The organism is Microbacterium aurantiacum (assembly GCF_031625015.1).
Classification (GTDB): domain Bacteria; phylum Actinomycetota; class Actinomycetes; order Actinomycetales; family Microbacteriaceae; genus Microbacterium; species Microbacterium aurantiacum.
The window spans coordinates 1226923-1245794 of sequence record NZ_JAHWXH010000001.1 but is presented as its reverse complement, the minus strand read 5'-3'; the positions used below and the strand labels follow the sequence as shown (position 1 = coordinate 1245794).

The 18872-nt window shown below is 73.2% G+C and carries 19 protein-coding genes and 1 riboswitch; of the genes, 8 read left to right on the top strand and 11 right to left on the bottom strand.

Going from position 1 to position 18872, the window contains the following annotated elements:
• Positions 1 to 17: 17 nt before the first annotated feature.
• Genes KZC50_RS05885 through KZC50_RS05875 form a run of 3 tightly spaced genes read right to left on the bottom strand, consistent with a single transcriptional unit; the run spans position 18 to position 2421 of the window.
• Positions 18 to 866 (bottom strand): SDR family oxidoreductase, encoded by an 849-nt coding sequence (locus tag KZC50_RS05885; RefSeq protein ID WP_310890969.1) that lies wholly within the window; start codon positions 864 to 866, stop codon positions 18 to 20.
• Positions 863 to 1642, bottom strand: coding sequence for an enoyl-CoA hydratase/isomerase family protein (locus KZC50_RS05880; protein WP_310890968.1), 780 nt, complete (start codon positions 1640 to 1642; stop codon positions 863 to 865). Before KZC50_RS05880 ends, KZC50_RS05885 begins: the two co-directional genes overlap by 4 nt.
• Positions 1643 to 1659: 17 nt before the next feature.
• Positions 1660 to 2421, bottom strand: coding sequence for an SDR family NAD(P)-dependent oxidoreductase (locus KZC50_RS05875; protein ID WP_310890967.1), 762 nt, complete (start codon positions 2419 to 2421; stop codon positions 1660 to 1662).
• A gap of 116 nt (positions 2422 to 2537) precedes the next feature.
• On the opposite strand from KZC50_RS05875, the gene KZC50_RS05870 reads away from it, so the two are divergent.
• Complete coding sequence (locus tag KZC50_RS05870; protein WP_310890966.1) at positions 2538 to 2936, top strand: MmcQ/YjbR family DNA-binding protein; 399 nt, start codon at positions 2538 to 2540, stop codon at positions 2934 to 2936.
• Between the two features lie 10 nt (positions 2937 to 2946).
• Here KZC50_RS05870 and KZC50_RS05865 read toward each other — a convergent pair whose 3' ends face one another.
• The 3 genes from KZC50_RS05865 to KZC50_RS05855 form a co-directional block, all read right to left on the bottom strand.
• Complete coding sequence (locus KZC50_RS05865; RefSeq protein ID WP_310890965.1) at positions 2947 to 3735, bottom strand: energy-coupling factor transporter transmembrane component T family protein; 789 nt, start codon at positions 3733 to 3735, stop codon at positions 2947 to 2949.
• Positions 3732 to 5189 (bottom strand): ABC transporter ATP-binding protein, encoded by a 1458-nt coding sequence (locus tag KZC50_RS05860; protein ID WP_310890964.1) that lies wholly within the window; start codon positions 5187 to 5189, stop codon positions 3732 to 3734. Before KZC50_RS05860 ends, KZC50_RS05865 begins: the two co-directional genes overlap by 4 nt.
• An 11-nt stretch (positions 5190 to 5200) precedes the next feature.
• The gene (locus KZC50_RS05855) at positions 5201 to 5836 is read right to left on the bottom strand and encodes an ECF transporter S component (RefSeq protein WP_310890963.1); all 636 of its coding nucleotides are present in this window, start codon (positions 5834 to 5836) and stop codon (positions 5201 to 5203) included.
• Positions 5829 to 5938, bottom strand: a riboswitch (TPP riboswitch). Its footprint overlaps the gene before it by 8 nt.
• 38 nt (positions 5939 to 5976) lie before the next feature.
• On the opposite strand from KZC50_RS05855, the gene KZC50_RS05850 reads away from it, so the two are divergent.
• The gene (locus KZC50_RS05850; RefSeq protein ID WP_310890961.1) at positions 5977 to 7389 is read left to right on the top strand and encodes a D-alanyl-D-alanine carboxypeptidase family protein; all 1413 of its coding nucleotides are present in this window, start codon (positions 5977 to 5979) and stop codon (positions 7387 to 7389) included.
• Positions 7390 to 7430: 41 nt separating this feature from the next.
• Here KZC50_RS05850 and KZC50_RS05845 read toward each other — a convergent pair whose 3' ends face one another.
• The 4 genes from KZC50_RS05845 to KZC50_RS05830 are packed head-to-tail and all read right to left on the bottom strand — an operon-like array spanning position 7431 to position 10886.
• A complete protein-coding gene (locus tag KZC50_RS05845; RefSeq protein ID WP_053547004.1) occupies positions 7431 to 8390 on the bottom strand; it encodes a J domain-containing protein in 960 nt (319 codons plus the stop codon).
• A gap of 12 nt (positions 8391 to 8402) precedes the next feature.
• Positions 8403 to 8954, bottom strand: coding sequence for a hypothetical protein (locus KZC50_RS05840; RefSeq protein WP_310890960.1), 552 nt, complete (start codon positions 8952 to 8954; stop codon positions 8403 to 8405).
• On the bottom strand, positions 8951 to 9817 hold the full coding sequence (locus KZC50_RS05835) for an LssY C-terminal domain-containing protein (RefSeq protein ID WP_310890959.1): 867 nt from the start codon (positions 9815 to 9817) through the stop codon (positions 8951 to 8953). The genes KZC50_RS05840 and KZC50_RS05835 overlap by 4 nt, the downstream gene beginning before the upstream one ends.
• Before the next feature lie 7 nt (positions 9818 to 9824).
• Positions 9825 to 10886 carry an enoyl-CoA hydratase/isomerase family protein gene (locus tag KZC50_RS05830; RefSeq protein WP_310890958.1) on the bottom strand — a complete coding sequence of 354 codons (1062 nt, stop codon included), beginning with the start codon at positions 10884 to 10886 and terminating at the stop codon, positions 9825 to 9827.
• A gap of 131 nt (positions 10887 to 11017) precedes the next feature.
• Between KZC50_RS05830 and KZC50_RS05825 the strand changes: the two genes are divergently transcribed.
• Together KZC50_RS05825 and KZC50_RS05820 are read left to right on the top strand one after the other, a co-directional pair.
• Complete coding sequence (locus KZC50_RS05825) at positions 11018 to 12001, top strand: ABC transporter ATP-binding protein (RefSeq protein WP_310890957.1); 984 nt, start codon at positions 11018 to 11020, stop codon at positions 11999 to 12001.
• Positions 11998 to 12819 (top strand): ABC transporter permease, encoded by an 822-nt coding sequence (locus tag KZC50_RS05820; RefSeq protein ID WP_310890956.1) that lies wholly within the window; start codon positions 11998 to 12000, stop codon positions 12817 to 12819. Before KZC50_RS05825 ends, KZC50_RS05820 begins: the two co-directional genes overlap by 4 nt.
• Here KZC50_RS05820 and KZC50_RS05815 read toward each other — a convergent pair.
• Complete coding sequence (locus tag KZC50_RS05815) at positions 12812 to 13243, bottom strand: hypothetical protein (RefSeq protein ID WP_053547000.1); 432 nt, start codon at positions 13241 to 13243, stop codon at positions 12812 to 12814. The two genes, KZC50_RS05820 and KZC50_RS05815, sit on opposite strands and share 8 nt — an antisense overlap.
• A gap of 103 nt (positions 13244 to 13346) precedes the next feature.
• Here KZC50_RS05815 and cofG point away from each other — a divergent pair, with 103 nt between their 5' ends.
• From cofG to cofC, 4 genes are read left to right on the top strand one after another with little or no spacing between them, the layout of a single operon-like run.
• Positions 13347 to 15725 carry a 7,8-didemethyl-8-hydroxy-5-deazariboflavin synthase CofG gene (gene cofG, locus KZC50_RS05810; RefSeq protein ID WP_310890955.1) on the top strand — a complete coding sequence of 793 codons (2379 nt, stop codon included), beginning with the start codon at positions 13347 to 13349 and terminating at the stop codon, positions 15723 to 15725.
• Entirely contained in the window at positions 15722 to 17218 is a 1497-nt protein-coding gene (locus tag KZC50_RS05805) for a flavin-containing monooxygenase (RefSeq protein ID WP_310890954.1), read from the top strand. The genes cofG and KZC50_RS05805 overlap by 4 nt, the downstream gene beginning before the upstream one ends.
• Positions 17215 to 18228: a glucose-6-phosphate dehydrogenase (coenzyme-F420) gene (gene fgd / locus KZC50_RS05800; protein WP_310890953.1), complete on the top strand. Its 1014-nt coding sequence runs from the start codon at positions 17215 to 17217 to the stop codon at positions 18226 to 18228. The genes KZC50_RS05805 and fgd overlap by 4 nt, the downstream gene beginning before the upstream one ends.
• Positions 18225 to 18869, top strand: coding sequence for a 2-phospho-L-lactate guanylyltransferase (gene cofC / locus KZC50_RS05795; RefSeq protein ID WP_310890952.1), 645 nt, complete (start codon positions 18225 to 18227; stop codon positions 18867 to 18869). Before fgd ends, cofC begins: the two co-directional genes overlap by 4 nt.
• Positions 18870 to 18872: the final 3 nt, after the last annotated feature.

The window sequence follows — 18872 nt, the reverse complement described above, 5'->3', positions numbered from 1 at the left end:
CGGAGGCCGGCCCGTCCTCAGAGGAAGATGTCGGGGAAGAGCGCGTCGTCCGGGGTGCCGGGCACCGCGGCGTACCGCGAGAAGTCGGTGACGCCCGCGTCCTCCAGCACGTCTTCGACGATGAGCGTCTGACCGGTGTACGACGACGCCGGCCGCGTGACGACCTCGTAGGCGGCGTCGGCGTAGATCTCCGGTGTGCGGCTGGCCTTCATCATGCGGTCGCCGCCCAGGGAGAACTGCACCGCGGCGGTCGCGATCGTGGTCCGCGGCCACAGGGTGTTCGCGGCGATGCCGGCGGAGGCGAACTCCGCCCCGATCCCGAGCGTCGCCATGGTCATCCCGTACTTCGCCAGCGTGTACCCGGTGTGGGCGCCGAGCCACTTGGGCGACAGGTTCAACGGCGGCGAGAGCGACAGGATGTGCGGGTTCTCGGCATCCTTCAGCATCGGCAGCGCCGCGCGCGAGAGCAGGAACGTCCCGCGGACGTTGACGTCCTGCATCAGGTCGTACTTCTTCATCGACAGGGCTTCGGTGCCCGACAGGTCGATGACGGAGGCGTTGTTGACGACGACGTCGATGCCGCCGAACTCGCCCTGGGTCATCAGGACCGCCTCGGTCACGTCGTCGTCGTTGCGGACGTCGCCGACGATCGGGAGGGCGTTGCCGCCGGCCGCGCGGATCTGCTCGGCTGCGGTGTGCACGGTGCCCTCGAGCTTCGGATGCGGGGTGTCGGTCTTGGCGAGGATGGCGACGTTCGCCCCGTCGCGGGCGGCGCGCAGCGCGATCGCGAGGCCGATGCCGCGGCTGCCCCCGGACAGGAGCATCGTCTTCCCGGCAAGGGTCCTCTGCGGGCTGTCGTCGGTCATCGGGCGTCCTTTCCGGAGGCGAAGGCCCGGATGCGGGCGGCCGCTTCCGGGGTGTCGAATCGTGCGCCGATCGTGGCGGCTTCGTCGGCGAGGTTGGCGGCGAAGTCGCGCTCCGCACCGGCGCGGATGAGCCGCTTCGCCTGACCGTACGCCCCCGTCGCCCCCGTCAGCCAGCTGCGGCCGATCGCGAGCGCGCGCTCGGCGACCTCGGCGGCGGGGACGACCTCGGTCACCAGTCCCCAGTCGAGGGCGGTGGCCGCATCGATCGTGACATCCTGCAGCAGCATCCGGAGCGCTCGACGCTGACCGATGGCAGCCGGGAGGAGCGTGGAGACACCGAGGTCGGGGGTGAGGCCGATCTCGGCGTACTTGCTCACGAAGCGCGCGCTCTCGGACGCCACGATGTAGTCCGCCGCGAGCATGAGGCCGAGGCCCCCGCCGGCGACCGCGCCCTGGACGGCGGCGACGACGGGGGTCGAGGATTCCACGAACGCACGGATGCCGTCGTGGATGACGTGCGCGGTCTCGGTGACCGCCCCGCCGTCGGCGCCGGACGTGGCCATCTCGCGCACGTCGCCCCCGGCGCAGAACGCCGGCCCCGCCGCCTCGATGAGGACGGCCCCGACCGTGTCGTCGCTGGTGATCTCGCGCGCGATGTCACGCCACAGGCGACCCATCGCGAAGCCCATGGCGTTCAGGGACGCCGGGCGGTTGAAGCGCACGCGCGCGAGGGCCCCCTCACGGGCGAGGAGGATCGACGAGTCGTCTGAGTGCATGTCGGTACCTTCCCCGCTCATTTCGGTGCCATCCGGATCGCGCCGTCGAGGCGGATCGTCTCGCCGTTCAGGTAGCCGTTGTCGACGATCGCCATCACCAGGCGCGCGTACTCGTCGGGTTTCCCGAGCCGGGCGGGATAGGGCACCTGCCGGCCGGCTCGGTCCTGCGCGGGCTGCGGGAGCCCGGCGAGCATCGGCGTCTCCATGATCCCGGGGGCGATGGTGACGACACGGATCGCGTGGCGCGCGAGCTCGCGGGCGATCGGGAGGGTCATGGCGTGCACGCCGCCCTTGCTGGCGGCATAGGCGGGCTGCCCGATCTGTCCGTCGAAGGCGGCGACGCTGGCGGTGCTGACGATCACGCCGCGGTCTCCCGACGCGTCGGGCTCGGTGCGGGCCATCGCGGCGGCGCCGTGGGCGATGACGGTGTAGGTGCCGAGGAGGTTCACTCGCACGATGCGCTCGAAGTCGGCGATCGGGGTGGGGACGCCGTCCCGATCGAGGACCTTCGCGGGCGGGGCGATCCCCGCGCAGTTGACGACGACGCGCAGCGGGCCGGCTTCGCCCGCCTGCGCCACGGCGGCCGCGACCTGCTCCGGGTCGGTGACGTCGGCCGCGGCGAAGGACGCCCCGATCTCGGCCGCCACGTCCGAGCCCCGCGACCCCGGGAGGTCGACGAGGGTGACGGCGGCGCCCGCGGCGATGAGGCGTCGGGCCGTCGCAAGGCCCAGGCCGCTGGCACCGCCGGTGACCAGGGCGGCGGCGGAGGTGAGGTCCATCCGTTCTCCTTCGAACTGCGCCCGGGGGCGTCGACATCACATGTCAGCTTAGGCGGGACTGCGTCTCACGAGGAATCGGGGTCGCCCGCGGCGCCGTCCGGTGCCAGGATGGCGGCATGGCCGAGCCCCATCCGCTCATGTTCGACCCGGATGACCCTTCCCTCGCGCGGGTGCGCGAGATCGCGCTCGCCCTCCCCGGCGCCGCCGAGAAGGTGAGCCACGGCCGGCCCGCCTTCTTCACCGTGAAGGTCTTCTGCTACTACGGGGGTGCGGCGAAGGCAGACATGGCCCGGCGCCATGACGAGGCGGTCCTGTTCCTCCCCGACCCGGAGGACGCGGCGGCGCTCGCTCAGGATCCCCGCTTCTGGGTCCCCGCCTACCTCGGCCCGAGCGGCTGGCTCGCGATCGACCTCGCGGATGCCGAGCCCGGCGAGATCGCCGAACTCCTCGACGCGTCCTTCCGCCGCACGGCACCGGCGCGGCTCGTGCGCGAACTCGACGCGAGGACCGCCTGACGACGCCGGATCAGCCGGGGCCGAGGATGAAGTTCCACGTGCCGGCGGCGAGCGCGGCGGCCACGGCGACGGCGGCGATCGCCGCTCCCACGGCGATGAGCGCCCACTCGCGCCCGCCGAACGTCGAGATGCGCGCCCACGTCCGCGGTCCCGGAGCCCCGAACCCGCGCGCCTCCATCGCGGTGGCGAGCTTCGCACCGCGGCGGATGGACAGCACGAGCAGCGCGAACGCCATCCCGAGGAAGCGGCGGAGCCTCCCGCGGTCGGCCACACCGCGCGCACGGCGGGCCAGCTCGAGGGCGCGCCAGTCGTCGAGGAAGAGACCCACCATCCGCAGGCCCGCGAGCGCGCCGAGCACGAACCGCGCCGGAAGCCGCCAGATCTGCGACAGCCCGTCGGCGAGGTCCGTGGGATCGACGCTCGCGAAGAGCACGACAGACGGCAGGGCGATGGCGAGCACGCGCAGCGTCGTCGCCAGGGCCAGCTCGAGGGAGCCGTCGCTGACGCGGACGGCGAGCCATTCGACGTAGACCTGCCCGCTCGTCCGCCCGTAGAGCGCGATCGTCACTCCCGTGAGCGGAGCGAGGGCCCACACGAGCCACGTCCGCCGCCAGAACTCGCCCCATCGGAGCCCCGCCCACGGCATCAGGAGCAGCTCGACGAGGAGCGCCGCCCCCGCCGAGACGACATCGAGGGTCAGGACGAGCGGCACGGTGAGCACCATCGTCGCGGCAAGCTTCGCCACCGGGTTCACCCGCGCCATCGTGCTCGTGCGCGCCCGGTCCGGTGCCAGCGTCATCGCGTCGCCCCGCGGATCTCGACCCGCGTGGCGCGGAGGGCGCGCACGACGTCGGCGTCGTGCGTGATCGTCACGATCGCCGACCCCTCGTTCCGCAGGCGCGCGAGGAGGGCGACCATCTCCGCCCACGTCCGCGCGTCCTGCCCGAACGTCGGCTCGTCGAGGACCAGCACCCGCGGCGCGGTCGCGAGCGCCGCGGCCACCGTCAGACGGCGCTTCTCCCCACCGGAGAGCGTGTACGGGTTGGCGGCGGCCAGATGATCCAGCCGGAGGCGCGCGAGGAGCTCATCGACCACGGCGTCCCGCGCCGCGGCATCCTGCCCGAGAGCGCGCGGCCCGACCTCGAGCTCGGCCCGCACCGTGCGCTCGAGCAGCTGATGCTCGGGGTCCTGGAAGACCGTGCCGATGCGCGTGAGCAGCTGCCTCGATCGCCAGCGGATCGGCGTGGGGCCCGCCCCGGCGGCGAGCGCGTCCGAGGCTTCGAGGAGACCGGATGCCGGGGCGATGAGCCCCGCGAGCGTGAGACCGAGGGTCGACTTCCCCGCGCCGTTCGGCCCGGTGATCGCCAGCGCCGCGCCGGCACGCACGTCCGCATCGATACCGGAGGCCACCGGAGTGCCCGCCACGCGCTGCACCGCCAGGTCGCGGGCGCGCAGGAGCACGTCACCGGGCGCCGAGGCGGGCGGGGCGGGATGCGGCGGGGGCGAGGCGGGGACCCAGACCCCGGCATCCGTCAACCGTGCGCGCTGCGCGCCCAGCACCTCATCCGGCGTCCCGTCGGCGATCACGCCCTCACCACCCGCGCCCAGGACGATCACCCGCGTGACCAGCGGAAGCCACACCTCCACGCGATGCTCGACGACCACGAGGGTCGCCGGATGGGCGTCGAGAAGGCCGCCGACGGCGGCGCGCACCTCGGCGACACCGTGCGGGTCGAGGTTGGCGGTGGGCTCGTCGAGCAGGATCAGCCCCGGCCGCATCGCGAGGACGCCGGCGAGCGCCATCCGCTGCTTCTGCCCGCCGGAGAGCTCCTTCGTCGGGCGGTCCAGCGGCACGTCGAGCCCGACCGCCTCGCGGGCGGCGTGCACGCGCGGCCAGATCTCGTCGTGCGGGATGCCGAGGTTCTCGCAGCCGAACGCGATGTCGTCGCCGACCCGGGCGAGGATCACCTGCGCATCGGGATCCTGCAGGAGGAGGCCCGCGCGCCCGCGCGCGGCTTCCGCGGGAACGTCGTCGAGGAGCAGCTCCCCCTCGGACTCGCCCTCCTCCGCGCCGCCGAGCACGCCCGCAAGCCCCTGGAGGAGCGTGGACTTCCCGGCCCCGGATGCGCCGAGGAGGAGGACCCGCTCCCCCGGCTCGATCCGCAGGTCGAGGCCACGCACCGCCCAGGCGCGTCGCGACGCGTGCCGCCAGCCCCATCCGCGCACCCGCACCGCGGCCGCGGTGCCCGGCATCCGCGACACGCTCAGACGCGGGTGCGGTGCGCGCGACCCGACGCGAACCGGTCGAGGGCGCCGGTGGCCGCGAGGCCGCGCGCGATCGCCCACGACAGCGCACCGGCGATCACCGCGCCCGAGGTCATCGTGCTGATGAGGTAGACGACGACGAAGGTGATGTCGGCGCCGGCGTACCAGAGCAGAAGGTTGTTCACCCCGCCGAGGAGCGCCGCACCGATGCCCGCGAGCACGGCGACGGGCAGCGACCAGCGACGGTAGAAGAAGGCGAGGAAGACGAGCTCGGCACCGAGACCCTGGATGAGTCCCGCCTCGAGGGTGAGGAACGCCCCCCACGTGTTGCCGACCAGCGTGAGCGCCGACACGGCCGCCGCGACGAGTTCGGTGTACACGGCGGCGCCGGGCTTGCGGATGATGAGGGCGCCGAGGACGCCCGCGAAGAGCCACGGACCGTCGAGGAGCCCCTGCAGGCCCGGCAGGAGCGGCTCGAGGAACGCGCTCGGGCCCCGGTAGGCGACGTTCCACAGCAGGAAGACGAGTCCGCACGCGACGCCGAGGACGCTGGCGACGACGATGTCGACGACGCGCCAGCGGTGCGTCCGCGGCGGCGTCGAGGTGGGGACGGACGTGGACGTGGATGCAGACATCGATGCTCCTCCCTGCGCCGGCATGATCCGGATCAGGTTCGACGGTCGAAGCGTGGATCGCTTCCTCTCAGCCCGGCTCACCGGACTCCCGTGGTTGTGAGCTCGAGTATAGCGGCGCCCGGGCGCGGTATCTTGGCCGGGTGAGCGTGGACGAAGCCCCGGCGACGACGCGTCGCGCGCGTCGCGAGACCGTCGCGTCGACGACGGGTCCGACCCCGACGGGGGCGCTGGCGTGGGTCGACCCGGAGCGGGTCACGGGCGCGTCGACCCGGACCGACTTCGCCACGGCATCCGCTCCCTTCGTCCCGGTCGAACCCGACCTGCTCGCCGACGCCCCGCGCCGCTCGATCCTGCGACCGGGGGTGCTCATACCGGTCGGGGTGTTCGCCGCGCTCGCCGGCGCGTATGCGGCCACCACCCTCCTCTGGCCGCTGCACGCCGTGGCACCGGAGGTGGCCCCCGTGCAGGTCGAGCCGATCGCCTCGGTCGCTGCGGCTCCGGCGTGGCCCGGCGCGGGATCGGCGGCGATCGCGGTCGAGGGCATCGACGGGACGCTCGCGTCGTCGCTGGATCCGGCATCCATCGCCAGCATCACCAAGGTCGTCACGGCGCTGATGATCCTCGACGAGCTGCCCCTCGCCCCGGGCGAGCAGGGCCCGGAGTACCGGTTCCGTTACGCGGACATGCTCGAGTACTGGGACTACCGCGCTCGCGGGGAGTCCGCCCTGGACGTGCCGATCGACGGCGCACTCACGCAGTACCAGATGCTCGAGGGGATCCTCGTGGGGTCGGCGAACAATTACGCCGAGCGCCTCGCATCCACGATCTGGCCCTCGGACCAGGTGTTCGCCTCGGCGGCACGGTCGTGGCTGGCCACCCACGGCATCCCCGGCGTCACCGTCGTCGAGCCGACGGGCATGGACCTGGGGAACACCGCCACCGCCGAGGCGCTCATCCCGCTGGCGAAAAAGGCGATGGAGAACCCGGTGGTCGCCGAGATCGTCGCGAAGCAGGCCATCGAGCTCCCGGGCGCCGGCCGGGTGGAGAACACCAACGGACTCCTCGCCGACCCCGGTGTGGTCGGCATCAAGACCGGCACCCTCGACGCGTGGAACGTCCTCTCGGCGAAGGACGTCGCCGCCGGCGAGACCACCGTCCGGCTGTACGCCGCGGTCCTCGGTCAGCCCGACGACGCCGCACGGGTCGACGCGTCGCGCGCGCTCTACGCGCAGCTGGAGCAGGAGCTGCAGCCTCGGCCGTCCGTCACCGCCGACACCGTCGCGGGGCTCGTCCGCACGGAGTGGGGAGAGGAGGTCTCGATCGTCACGGCGAGCGACGCGGCCGTCGTCCTCTGGAACGGCGGGGCCGGAACGGTGTCGATCAGGTACGACCTCGGCGATGCCCGCACGGCCGGCGACGTCGTCGGAGCACTCTCGGTCGACGGTCCGCTCGACGACGACCTCGTCGACCTGCGGCTGGCCGAAGACATCGAGCCCCCGAGCGTCTGGTGGCGACTCACCCACCCACTCGAGCTCTTCGGCCTCGACGACTGATCCTCACGCGGCTCAGGCGGGCGGCCGAGTCGGCGCGGACCTCAGGCGAAGCGGACGCGCTGCTGCAGTCGCGTGCGGGCGTCGAAGACCTCGTTGCCGCCCATGGCGCGCGCGCCCGTGAGCCCGCGGCGGAGGATCGTCGACAGGGCGCTGCGTGCGACGACCGCGACGGGCACGCCGCGCACCTTCCCGAGCTCGGTGATCGCCTGGTCGAGGTCGTCGTCGGGAAGCACCACGATCGCGCCGCGGAAGCGCACCCCCGCCGCACGGCCCATGCCGCGCACGCGCGCGACGAGGTCCGCGATCGGCGTGCCCACCACGCCGTCGCCCACGATCTCGCCGCGACGGACACCGACCGGTCCGCCGAAGTCCTCCGACAGCACCCCGTAGAGGCCGCTCGGGCCCAGCACGATGTGGTCGATCTTGTCGTCGGATCCGGCGTCGCGCCCCTCGGCCATCACGTCGTGCCACACCGTGTACCCCATGCCGAGATCGGCGACGATGCGGGCGGTCGCCTCCTCGGCGAGCGCGTCGGCGAGCAGTCGCCGCAGGTGGTGCGGCGCTGTGCGCACGAGCGCGGGGTCGTACGGGTCCTCCAGGGGAACGCCGCGGCCGACCCACTCGCGCATGAGGTCGAGGTAGCGCTCGCGCCGCCAGCCGCCCGGATGCCCGTGCGAACGGGCCCGCGGACGGGTGTCGCGGGAGGCCGCCCGCGGGGCGCGCCACGAGGTGGCATCGGATGCCGACCCCGCGGCATCCGACCACTCCGGCGCCGCGCTCGAGCCGAAGCCGTGCCCGCGGTCGTAGGCCGCGCGGGCGTCGGCGGTACCGACGAGCTCCCACGCGCGCTGGACCTGCACGAAGGTCGCGGCGTCGCCGCCGGTGTCGGGGTGGGTCTGTCGCAGTCGCAGGCGGTAGGCCTTGCGGAGGGCGTCGTCGTCGACGTCGGGGGCGACCCCCAGCACGTCGTACGCGGAGGCCGACAGCGGGCTGTCGAACATCCCGCTCCTTCCTCAGTCGTTCTCGGGTCGTCTCTCGTTCCGGCGGGCGTAGGCCGCCGCGCTGCGGCTCGACAGCGCGAGCAGCAGCAGGATGTCCAGGCTCAGCGACAGGAACGTCCCGTCCAGGGTGATCTCCTCGCCCCGCACCCACCACGCGGTGAACACGGTGCTGATGGAGATGACCGAGAACAGCATGACGAGCACGCGCGGCCAGTTATGGCCACGATAGATCAGGATTCCGAGCACGGCGTCGATGAGGAGCAGGATGCCGCCGATCCCCAGGACGGCCGCGAGCAGGATGCCGCGGACCCCCGGATCGTTCAGCGCGGCGTCGGCCGTCGTGTCGGCCCGCACAAGGTCGCCGAACAGGGAGTCCCATTCCCGCGCGAGCTCGAGCAGGACGAAGATCCCGGCGAGGACGCGCAGGAAGACCAGCAGCACGCCGGCGACCGTGGTGCTCGGGCGCGGCATGTCCGGGTCGTACCGGACGGGCGACAGCAGCAGCGCGCCCGGTTCGTAGGCCGGCCGCTTGCCGGGCGCGTGCGGATGGGGTGCGGAGCTCACGACGTCGCCTCCTCTTCGCGCGCCGGCGCGTCGACGGCGTCCCCCGCGTCGGCGGCGACCGCGCGGACGTCGATGATCGGCAGATCCCCGTCGGTGCGGATGCTGTCTCCCCCGCCGTTCCGGGCGTGGTAGCCGGTGGCGAAGTCGGCGATGACGTCCACCCGCACGCGCGGGTCGGCCTCCGACACGGTGCGGACGATGTGGTCACGCTCGACATCCGTGTCGGCGTCGATCTTGTGGGTGACCTGGAGGGTGAACAGCGACAGCCCGACACGGGTGTCGAAGGTGCCCGCCGCGAGCCAGTCCACGCGCGTGCCGCCGGGGAGGAGCCAGCCGTCGGGGCACCGCCAGAACCGCACGTGGTGGCGCTGGGCGGGATTGCCGTCGACCTCCTGCTGGTAGGCGAAGTCCTGCTGGCGCCCGAACAGGAAAAGGGGGCTGACCGGGGCTTCGTGGTAGCTCCGCCGACGGAGCGTCGAGGTGATGATGCGCCACGACGACGCGAGGGTCACCGGGTCGGCCTTCGTCCACCCGGCGCGGCGCATCGCCTGCTCGATCTGCGCCCCCTCGCCGAGGAGGGCGAGGTTCACCGGATCGCCGAGGAGGCCGTCGCTCGTGCGCGTGCGACCGATGAAGTAGTCCGGCACGTACACGGTCGTGAGGATCCGGTGCAGGCGCGGGAGCACCAGGTAGGCCAGGAGCACCCAGAAGCCGATGAAGAAGGGGAGCCCCCACCAACCCACGCGGAACGATTCGGTGAAGCTGAGGTAGGCCAGCCAGACCGCCGCGAGGCCCGCGAAGACGAAGAAGAACCAGTCGACGGCGATGCCGAGCGAGTACGTCCGGCGGCGAGTCCCGGTCATCGTCCCCTCACCTCCGGAGCGGCTCGTCGGGGACGAAGGCGAGAGCGGATGCCGCGAGCCCGGGGTCGATCTCCGCAAGCGTCGCGGGCTGCCACCGGGGCGAACGGTCCTTGTCGATGAGCTGCGCGCGCACGCCCTCGGGGAGGTCGGGCTGGGTGTGGGCGAACCACATCACCAGCCCGTACTCCTGACCGAGCGCCGCACGGAGGTCCGGAAGCTCGCGCGCGCGGCGGACGGCGGCCAGGGTCACCGTCAACGCCGTCGGCGAGAGCTCCTCGAGGGTGTCGGCGGCGGCGTGCGCGGCATCCTCGTCGCGCGCCCGGAGCCGCTCGATGATCTCGGGGACCGTATCGGCCGCGAACGCGTCGTCGATCCAGACGCGCGCGGCGGCGAGGCGGGACGGTTTCGGCGTCTCGTCGAAGAGGAGCACGAGCTCGGTCGGGGTCTCCGGATCCGCACGCCGCTCGAACGCCTCACGGAGGGCGTCGAGGTGGGCGCGGGGCACGCAGTGGTCGGCGAATCCGGCGTAGACCGCGTCGGCGGCATCCATCGTCCCGCCGGTCAGCGCGAGGAACTCCCCCAGCCGGCCCGGCGCGCGGGCGAGCAGCCACGAACCGCCGACGTCCGGGGTGAACCCGATCCGGGTCTCGGGCATCGCCAACCGCGAGGTCTCGGTGACGATGCGGATCGCCGCGTGGCCGGCGACGCCGATGCCGCCCCCCATCGTGATGCCGTCGGCGAGCGCGATGACCGGCTTCGGATACTCGGCGATGCGGGCGTTGAGCGCGTACTCCTCCTGGAAGAAGAGCGCCACCTCCGCGGGGTGTCCCGCAGTGATGCGGGAGGCGAGGTCGCGCACGTCGCCGCCCGCGCAGAGCCCCCGATCGCCCGCTCCGTCGATGAGGACGACGTCGATGTCGGTGTCGTCCTCCCACGCGTCGAGCGCGGCGTGCAGGGCGCGGATCATCTCGAGGTCGAGGGCGTTGATCGCGCGGGGCCGATTGAGCGTCAGCCACCCGAGTCTGCCCGTGGGACGGGCGAGGACGGTGGGTGCGGCGTCGTCGGTCACGGCACACACGTTACCGGGGCGGCACCCCCGCCGCCGGGGCGCCGCCGCGGAACGTTTCTGCATCGCCGCGCCCGATCCGACAGGATGGGGGGACCTGACCTCAGAACGACGACACCGACGAGAGGCGCGGCATGCCCGACGCATTGGCGCTCGAGTTCACCGGACTCACGAAAGACTTCGGCCGCATCCGGGCCGTCTCCGACTTCACCGCCCGCGTGGAACCGGGGCTGGTCACCGGCTTCCTGGGGCCCAACGGCGCGGGGAAGACCACCACCCTCCGCATGCTGCTGGGGCTCGTCCGCGCCACCCACGGGTCGGCGACGGTGGGCGGGCGCCCGTACGCGGAGCTGCGGCATCCGCTGCGCTCGGTGGGCGCGGCCCTCGAGGCCTCCAGCTTCCACCCGGGCCGCACCGGCGCGGGACACCTCCGGGTCCTCGCCGCGGCGGCGGGTCTTCCCCGCACCCGCGTGGACGAGACCCTCGCCCTCGTCGGACTCTCGGATGCCGCCGGCCGGAAGGTCGGGGGCTATTCGCTCGGCATGCGTCAGCGGCTGGGACTCGCCTCGGCGCTCCTCGGCGACCCCGGCGTGCTCGTCCTCGACGAGCCGTCCAACGGCCTCGACCCGGAGGGCATCCGCTGGATGCGCCGGCTCCTGCAGGAGCTCGCCCGCGAGGGTCGCACGGTGCTCGTCTCCTCGCACCTCCTCGCCGAAGTGCAGCAGACCGCCGATGCGGTGCTGATCATCTCCCGCGGGCAGCGCGTCTTCCAGGGCGGCCTCGACGACCTCGCCGATCCCAACGAGTACGCCACCGTCGTCGACGCCCCCGATCGACAGAGCCTTCTCGATGCCCTCGGCGCGGCCGGTGCGACCGTGGAGATCATCCGTGGCGGCATCCGCGTGACCGACCGCGATCCGGCCGAGGTCGGCACGATCGCCGCCGCGGCGGGCGTGGCCCTCTCGGGCCTTCAGCGCCGCGGCCCCGCGCTGGAGGAGGTGTTCCTCGACCTCGTCAACGGCACGCGCGTGCACGCGCCGACGGTGACGGAGGCCCCGGCGGAGGGCGAGCCCGCCGACGAAGAAGTCACCACCGAGGAAAGAGGTGACGTGCGATGAGCCTCGCCGCAGCGGTCCGCTCCGAGTCCGTCAAGCAGATCACCACGTCGATGTGGTGGCTGCTCGCGATCATCCTCGTCGCCTACGTCGCCTTCACCGCGGCGGCGCTCGGGTTCGTCTTCGCCGCCTCGGCGAGCGGCGCACTCCCCGGGCAGCAGATGACGATCGACCCGTCGATCCTCCCGCCCACGATCTACAGCTCCGCCACCTCCGTCGGCTACGTCTTCCCGCTCCTCATCGGCACCCTGATGGTCACGAGCGAGTTCCGCCACCAGACGCTCACCCCCACCTTCCTCGCCTTCCCCCGGCGCGGCACGGCACTCGCGGGCAAGGTCGTGGTCGGCATCCTGCTCGGCCTCCTCTACGGCGTGCTCGGAACGCTCGCCGCCGTCGGCGCCGGCGCGGGGTTCCTCGCCGGTTTCGGCATCGACACGGGCCTCGGCGAGGCCGACACGTGGGCGCTCATCGGGCGGATGCTGATCGCCTTCGTGCTGTGGGTCCTCATCGGCATCGGCGTCGGCGCGCTCGTCCGCAACCAGGTGGGCGCCGTCGTCGGCGTCCTGGTGTTCACCCAGTTCCTCGAGCCGATCGGCCGTGTCGCCGGCTCGTTCGTCGACGGCCTCTCCGAGGTCGTCCGGTTCCTCCCGGGAGCCGCGGGCGACGCCCTCGTCGGCGCGAGCGTCTTCACCGGCATCGGCCCGACCGGTGGCGACGGCGGGACACTCGAGTGGTGGGCCGGCGGCATCGTGCTTCTCGCCTATGCCGCGGTGTTCCTCGTGGTCGGGTGGGCGACCACCTGGCGACGCGACGTCAGCTGACGCCGGGAACGATCACCGGAACCGCCGCGGTCTCGACGATCTCGACGACATCCGTCGCCGCGTCATCGGCGTCCACGTCGATGCGGAGCGCCTGGACGAGCGCGAGCCCGTGGCGGGTCGTGAGGAGGATGCGTTCGAACTCCTCGTGCCCCTCGAGGTCGATGACGACCCCTTCGCGGCGTCGGCGGATCATCGCGAAGTCGTCGCCGCCCGCCGAGCGCCAGCGACCCGCCGCGACGATCCCGCGCACGTGCGTACCGGGGCTCGGTACGCCGCGGAGCCAGGTCCAGACGTCCTCGGTGAGCTGGACCTTCGCGATCTGGGACCGCTCGACCAGCACATTCTCCTTGCGGAATGCGAGGAGGCGCTCCGACCCCGACAGCGCGATTTCGAGCCGGGTGGAATCGAGCAGGAGCGTGACCATGCCCCTAGTCTGCCAGCGTCGCGGCGCACGTTCCGAGGCGTTTGCTCACAGGAGCGCAACGATCCGCGACGCGACGGTTGCCGCGCGGTGGGAGACTTGAGCGATGACCCTGCTCGGCTCCGCGGTGCACCGCGCGCTCGACCGCGTCCGCTCCGGCGCCGCGCTCGACGCCGACGACGCCGAAGCGCTGCTCGCGGCATCCGGTCCCGACGAGGAGACGCTCGCCGCTCTCGCCGGTCGCCTCCGCGACGAGGGGCTCGCCGCGGCCGGACGCGCCGGGGTCATCACGTACTCGCGCAAGGTGTTCGTGCCGCTGACCACCCTCTGCCGCGACCGCTGCCACTACTGCGTGTTCGTCGACACCCCCGGGCAGCTCGCGCTGCTGCGGAAGCCCGCGTACATGTCGCCTGAGCAGGTGCTCCAGGTGGTGCGACAGGGTCAGGCGCTCGGGTGCAAGGAGGCCCTGCTCACCCTCGGCGACCGCCCGGAGGAGCGCTGGCCCGAGGCTCGCGCATGGCTGGACGACCACGGCTTCGCCTCCACGATCGACTACGTCGCCCACATCGCCGCGCTCATCACGGCCGAGACCGGCATGCTCGTGCACGCCAACCCCGGCGTGATGACGGAAGACGAGCTCCGAAGCCTGCGCACCGTGTCGCCGTCGATGGGCGTGATGCTCGAAACGACCTCACGGCGGCTGTTCGAGGAGCGCGGTCAGGTCCACTACGGCTCGCCCGACAAGGACCCCGATCTCCGCCTCGCCGTCATCGAAGACGCCGGGCGCCTGCGCGTGCCGTTCACCACCGGCATCCTCGTCGGCATCGGCGAGACGATCCGCGATCGGGCCGAGTCGCTGGTGGCGATCCGCGACGCACACCTCCGTCATGCGGCGTCCGGACGCGGGCACGTGCAGGAGGTGATCGTGCAGAACTTCCGCGCGAAGGCGCAGACGGCGATGCGCGACGCCCCCGACGCCGATCTCGACGAATACGTCCGCACCGTCGCGGTCGCGCGTCTGGTGATGGGCCCGCACATGCGGATCCAGGTGCCGCCGAACCTGTCCGACCCGCGCGAGTTCGCCCGGCTCGTCGCGGCCGGGATCGACGACTGGGGCGGGGTCTCGCCGCTCACCGCGGATCATGTCAACCCAGAGCGCCCGTGGCCGCACGTCGACGACCTCGCCTCGGCCACCGCCGACCTCGGCTACACCCTCCGCGAGCGCCTGACGGCGCACCCGGAGTACGTCCGGGACGCCGAGACCTGGCTCGATCCCGGCCTCGCCCCCGCCGTCGCCGCCCTTGCCGATCCGGACACGGGCCTCGCCGCGGCCGGTTCCCGCGTCTCCACTGTCGAAAACGCGGGACGGATCGGCCCCGGAGCCCCCGCCGCACCCACCGAGGCGACATACGGCCCGCGTTCTTCACCGCGACCGGTCGCCACCCGCTTGGCCGAACGCGCCGCCGACGACCCGGCGAGCCTCGACGACGCCGAATGGGTCGACCTCCTCGAGTCCACCGGCGAGGCGCTCGACGTCCTCGCCCGCACCGCGGACGACGTCCGCCGCTACACCGTCGGCGAGGCGGTGAGCATGGTCGTCAACCGCAACCTCACCTCCACCGGGTTCCGCGCGACGCCGACCGGTGAGCCCGGGACGTTCTCGCTCGACGAGGTCGCCGAGATCGCCGCGGATGCCGCCGCCCTCGGCGCGACGGAGATCTGCGTGCAGGGGCGTCTCCCCGACGCGGAAGACCCCGCCGCGTACCTCGCGATCGCCCGCGCGATCACCGCGGCCGCTCCCGCCCTCCACCTCCACGCGTACCGCCCGCAGGACGTCCGCGACCTCGCCGACCGCGGCGGGCTCGGCCTCTCCGGCGCCCTCGCGGCTCTGCGGGACGCCGGGGTGGACACGGTCCCCGGCACCGGCGTGAAGGTCCTCAGCGAACGCGTCCGCGCCCTCGTGGCCCCCGACGACCTCGACATCGCCCGGTGGGAGGAGGGGATCATCACCGCCCACGAGGCCGGGTTCCGCTCGACCTCGGTGCTCTTCTACGGTCACGTCGAGACCGCCGCCGAGCGCATCGCCCACCTCCGCCGCCTCCGGGGAATCCAGGAGCGCACGCGCGGGTTCACCGAGTTCGTGCCGATCCCCCTCCCCGGTCCCGCCGGCGGCGTCCCCCTCGTGCCCGGGCGCGCCGCGATCGACGAGCACCGGGCGATGGTCGCGGTGTCGCGTCTGCTCCTCAGCGGCAGCATCGCTCACGTGCAGATCCCGTGGACCCGCGTCGGCCGCGATACCGCCGCCACTCTCCTCCGCTCGGGCGGAGACGACCTCGGCGGCACGCTGCTCGACGGGCGCGTCCGCCCCGACACCGGCATCGAGCAGGGACTGGAGTTCCCCCGAGCGGATGCCGAGCGCCTCGTCGCGCGCCTCCTCCGGCCGTTCCGCCAGCGCACCACCGACTACCGCGAGGTGAGCCGGTGACCGCGCGCCGCGTGGAGGTGGCGATCGTCGGCGCCGGGTTCGCCGGGCTCGGGATGGCGATCGCGCTCCAGCGGGCGGGCCGCGACGATTTCATGCTGCTCGAGCGTGCGGCATCCGTCGGCGGGACCTGGCGCGAGAACACCTACCCCGGCGTCGCGTGCGACGTGCCGGCGCACCTGTACGGCTTCGCCGAGTATCCGCGTCCGGATGCCCCGGGGGTCTACGCGCGGGGCGCCGAGATCCGCGCCTACCTCGAGGACGTCGCCGCTCGCGAGCGCCTCGGCGAGCGCCTGCGCCTTCGCACCGCCGTGACCGCGGCGAGATGGGATGTCGCCGCGGCCGTCTGGCGGATCGAGACCGCGGGCCCCACTGCGGAGACGTTCGAGGCCGAGGTGCTGGTGCTCGCGTGCGGGCGGCTCACCGAGCCCTCGATCCCCGACATCGCCGGACTCGAGACCTTCCCCGGGCCGATGTTCCACTCCGCGCGCTGGGATCACGACGTGCTGCTCGCCGACGCCCGGGTCGCCCTCGTCGGAACGGGGGCGAGCGCGGTGCAGATCCTCCCGGAGCTCGCGCGCACCGCCGCGCACGTGACGCTCTTCCAGCGGACGCCGGCGTGGATCGTGCCGCGCGGCGACGCGCCCTACACGGATGCCGAGCGCCGACGCCTGAGGGACGACCCCGACGCCCTCGCACGCCTGCGCCGGACGCTGTACCTCCAGGGCGAGGATCGCTTCGCGTCGCGCTCGGGGGACGCCGCGGCCTCGGAGGCTGCCCGCGCGGAAGCTCTGGCGCACCTGCACGCCCAGGTGGCCGACCCCGCCCTCCGCGCCGCACTCACCCCCGATTACGCCTTCGGCTGCACGCGCGTGCTCCTCTCCGACGACTTCTACCCCGCCGTCGCGGGCGACCGGGTGACGCTCGAGCCGACCGCCCTCGCGCGGGTCGACGGCGCCTGTCTGATGTCCGCGGCGGGCCGTGCGCATGACGCCGACGTCGTGATCCTCGCCACCGGCTTCGCCTCCGCGCAGCAGCCCTACGCCGCCCTCGTGCGGGGTGAGGACGACGTCACCCTCGCCGAGCATTGGGCCGCGGGCATGACCTCGTTCGCCTCCACCGTGGTCTCCGGCTTCCCGAACCTCTTCGTCCTCAACGGCCCGAATGCGTCGCTCGGTCACAACTCCGCCGTCCTGATGATCCAGGAGCAGGCCGCGTACGCTGTGAACGCCCTCGCGCACCGCGACACGATGCCCGACGGCGTCCTGCGGGTGCGCCCCGATGCCGAGGTCGCCTACACCGCGGAGATCGACGCGGCGGCGGCATCCACGCCGTGGATCACCGGCGGATGCCGCAGCTGGTACGTCGATCCTCGCTCCGGCCGCCTCACGCTGCTGTGGCCGGGCACGGTCGACGCCTTCCGCGCGCGGCTCGCCCGCACCGACGGATCCGAATTCGCCCCCGCACCGGCGCGGGCGGGAAAGGGAGCACCATGACCATCCCCCTCCGTTTGGGATACAAGGCCTCCGCCGAGCAGTTCGGCCCGGGCGAGCTGCTCGATTTCGCCGTGCTCGCCGAGGAGGTCGGGTTCGACTCGGTGTTCGTGTCGGACCATCTCCAGCCGTGGCTGCACGACGGCGGTCATGCCCCGGCATCCGTCCCGCTCCTCGGCGCGCTCGGCGCGCGCACCTCGCGGGTGCTCATCGGCACCTCCGTGCTCACCCCGACCTTCCGCTACAACCCGACCGTCATCGCGCAGGAGTTCGCCACCCTCGGCGCGCTCTACCCCGGACGCGTGATCCTCGGCGTCGGAACGGGCGAGGCGCTCAATGAGGCGAACCTCGGCTTCGCGTGGCCGGATCCGCCCGAGCGCTTCCAGCGGCTGAAGGAGGCCCTCGGCCTCATCGACCGCCTGTGGAGCGAGGAGCGCGTCAGCTTCGACGGCACGTTCTACACGACCCGGAACGTGACGATCTACGACCGCCCCGACGAGCGCGTGCCGGTCTACATCGGCGCGGCAGGGCCGGCCGCGACCCGCCTCGCGGGCCGGATCGCCGACGGCTTCATCACCACCAGCGGGAAGAAGCGCGAGCTGTACACCGACACCCTCCTCCCCGCCCTCGACGAGGGCCTCCGCAAGGAGGGGCGCACGAGGGACGACATCGACACCCTCATGGAAGTCAAGGTCTCGCTCGCCGACACTCTCGAGGAGGGTCGCGAGAAGACCCGCTTCTGGGCCCCGCTCGCCCTCAGCCCCGACGAGAAGATGGGCACCGACGACCCGATCGAGATGCAGCGCCTCGGCGATGCGCTCCCGATCGAGCGCGCCGCCTCGCGGTTCATCGTCTCGGACGATCCCGACGAGCACGTCGAGCGGATCGCCTGGTACGTCGAGCAGGGCTTCCGCCACCTCGTCTTCCACGACCCGGGGCACGACCAGGAGGCCTTCCTCCGCCGCTACGGCGCGGAGATCCTCCCGCGTCTGCGCGAGCGTTTCGGCGCGTGACCGACACCGCCCGACCCGCCCGCTGGGTCGTCGTCGTCCCGGTCAAGCCCGCCGGCGAGGGGAAGTCGCGCCTGCAGGTCGACGGTGCGCGCCGCACCGACCTCGCCCGTGCGATCGCCCTGGACACCCTCACCGCCGTCGCCGCGTCCCCCCGGGTGCTTCAGCTCGTCGTCGTCGGCGATGACCCGCAGCTCGCCCGGGAGGCGGCGATGCTCCCCGCGGTCCGCTTCGTCCCCGACCCGCGACCCGGCGGCCTCGACCGCGCCGTCGCCGCCGGCGTCGAGGCGGTCGATCCACGTGCCGCGCTCCCCCGCGCCGCCCTCCTCGGCGACCTCCCCGCCCTGCGCGCGGACGACCTGACTGCGGCGCTCGATCTCGCCGCGGACGTCGATCGCGCCGTCGTGGCCGATGCCGAGGGCTCGGGGTCGACCCTCGTCACCGCCGCCGCGGGGGTGACGTGGGCGTCGTCCTTCGGCGACGGCTCGCTCGCCCGGCACGTGGAGAGCGGATGCCGCCTCCTCGACCTTCCGTCGTCGTCGCCGCTCCGGCGCGACGTCGACACGCTGGGGCAGCTCCGCGCGGCCCTTTCTCTCGGGGTGGGTCCGCGGACCGCGGCCGCAAGCGCGGGGCTTTCTGCCTGAGCC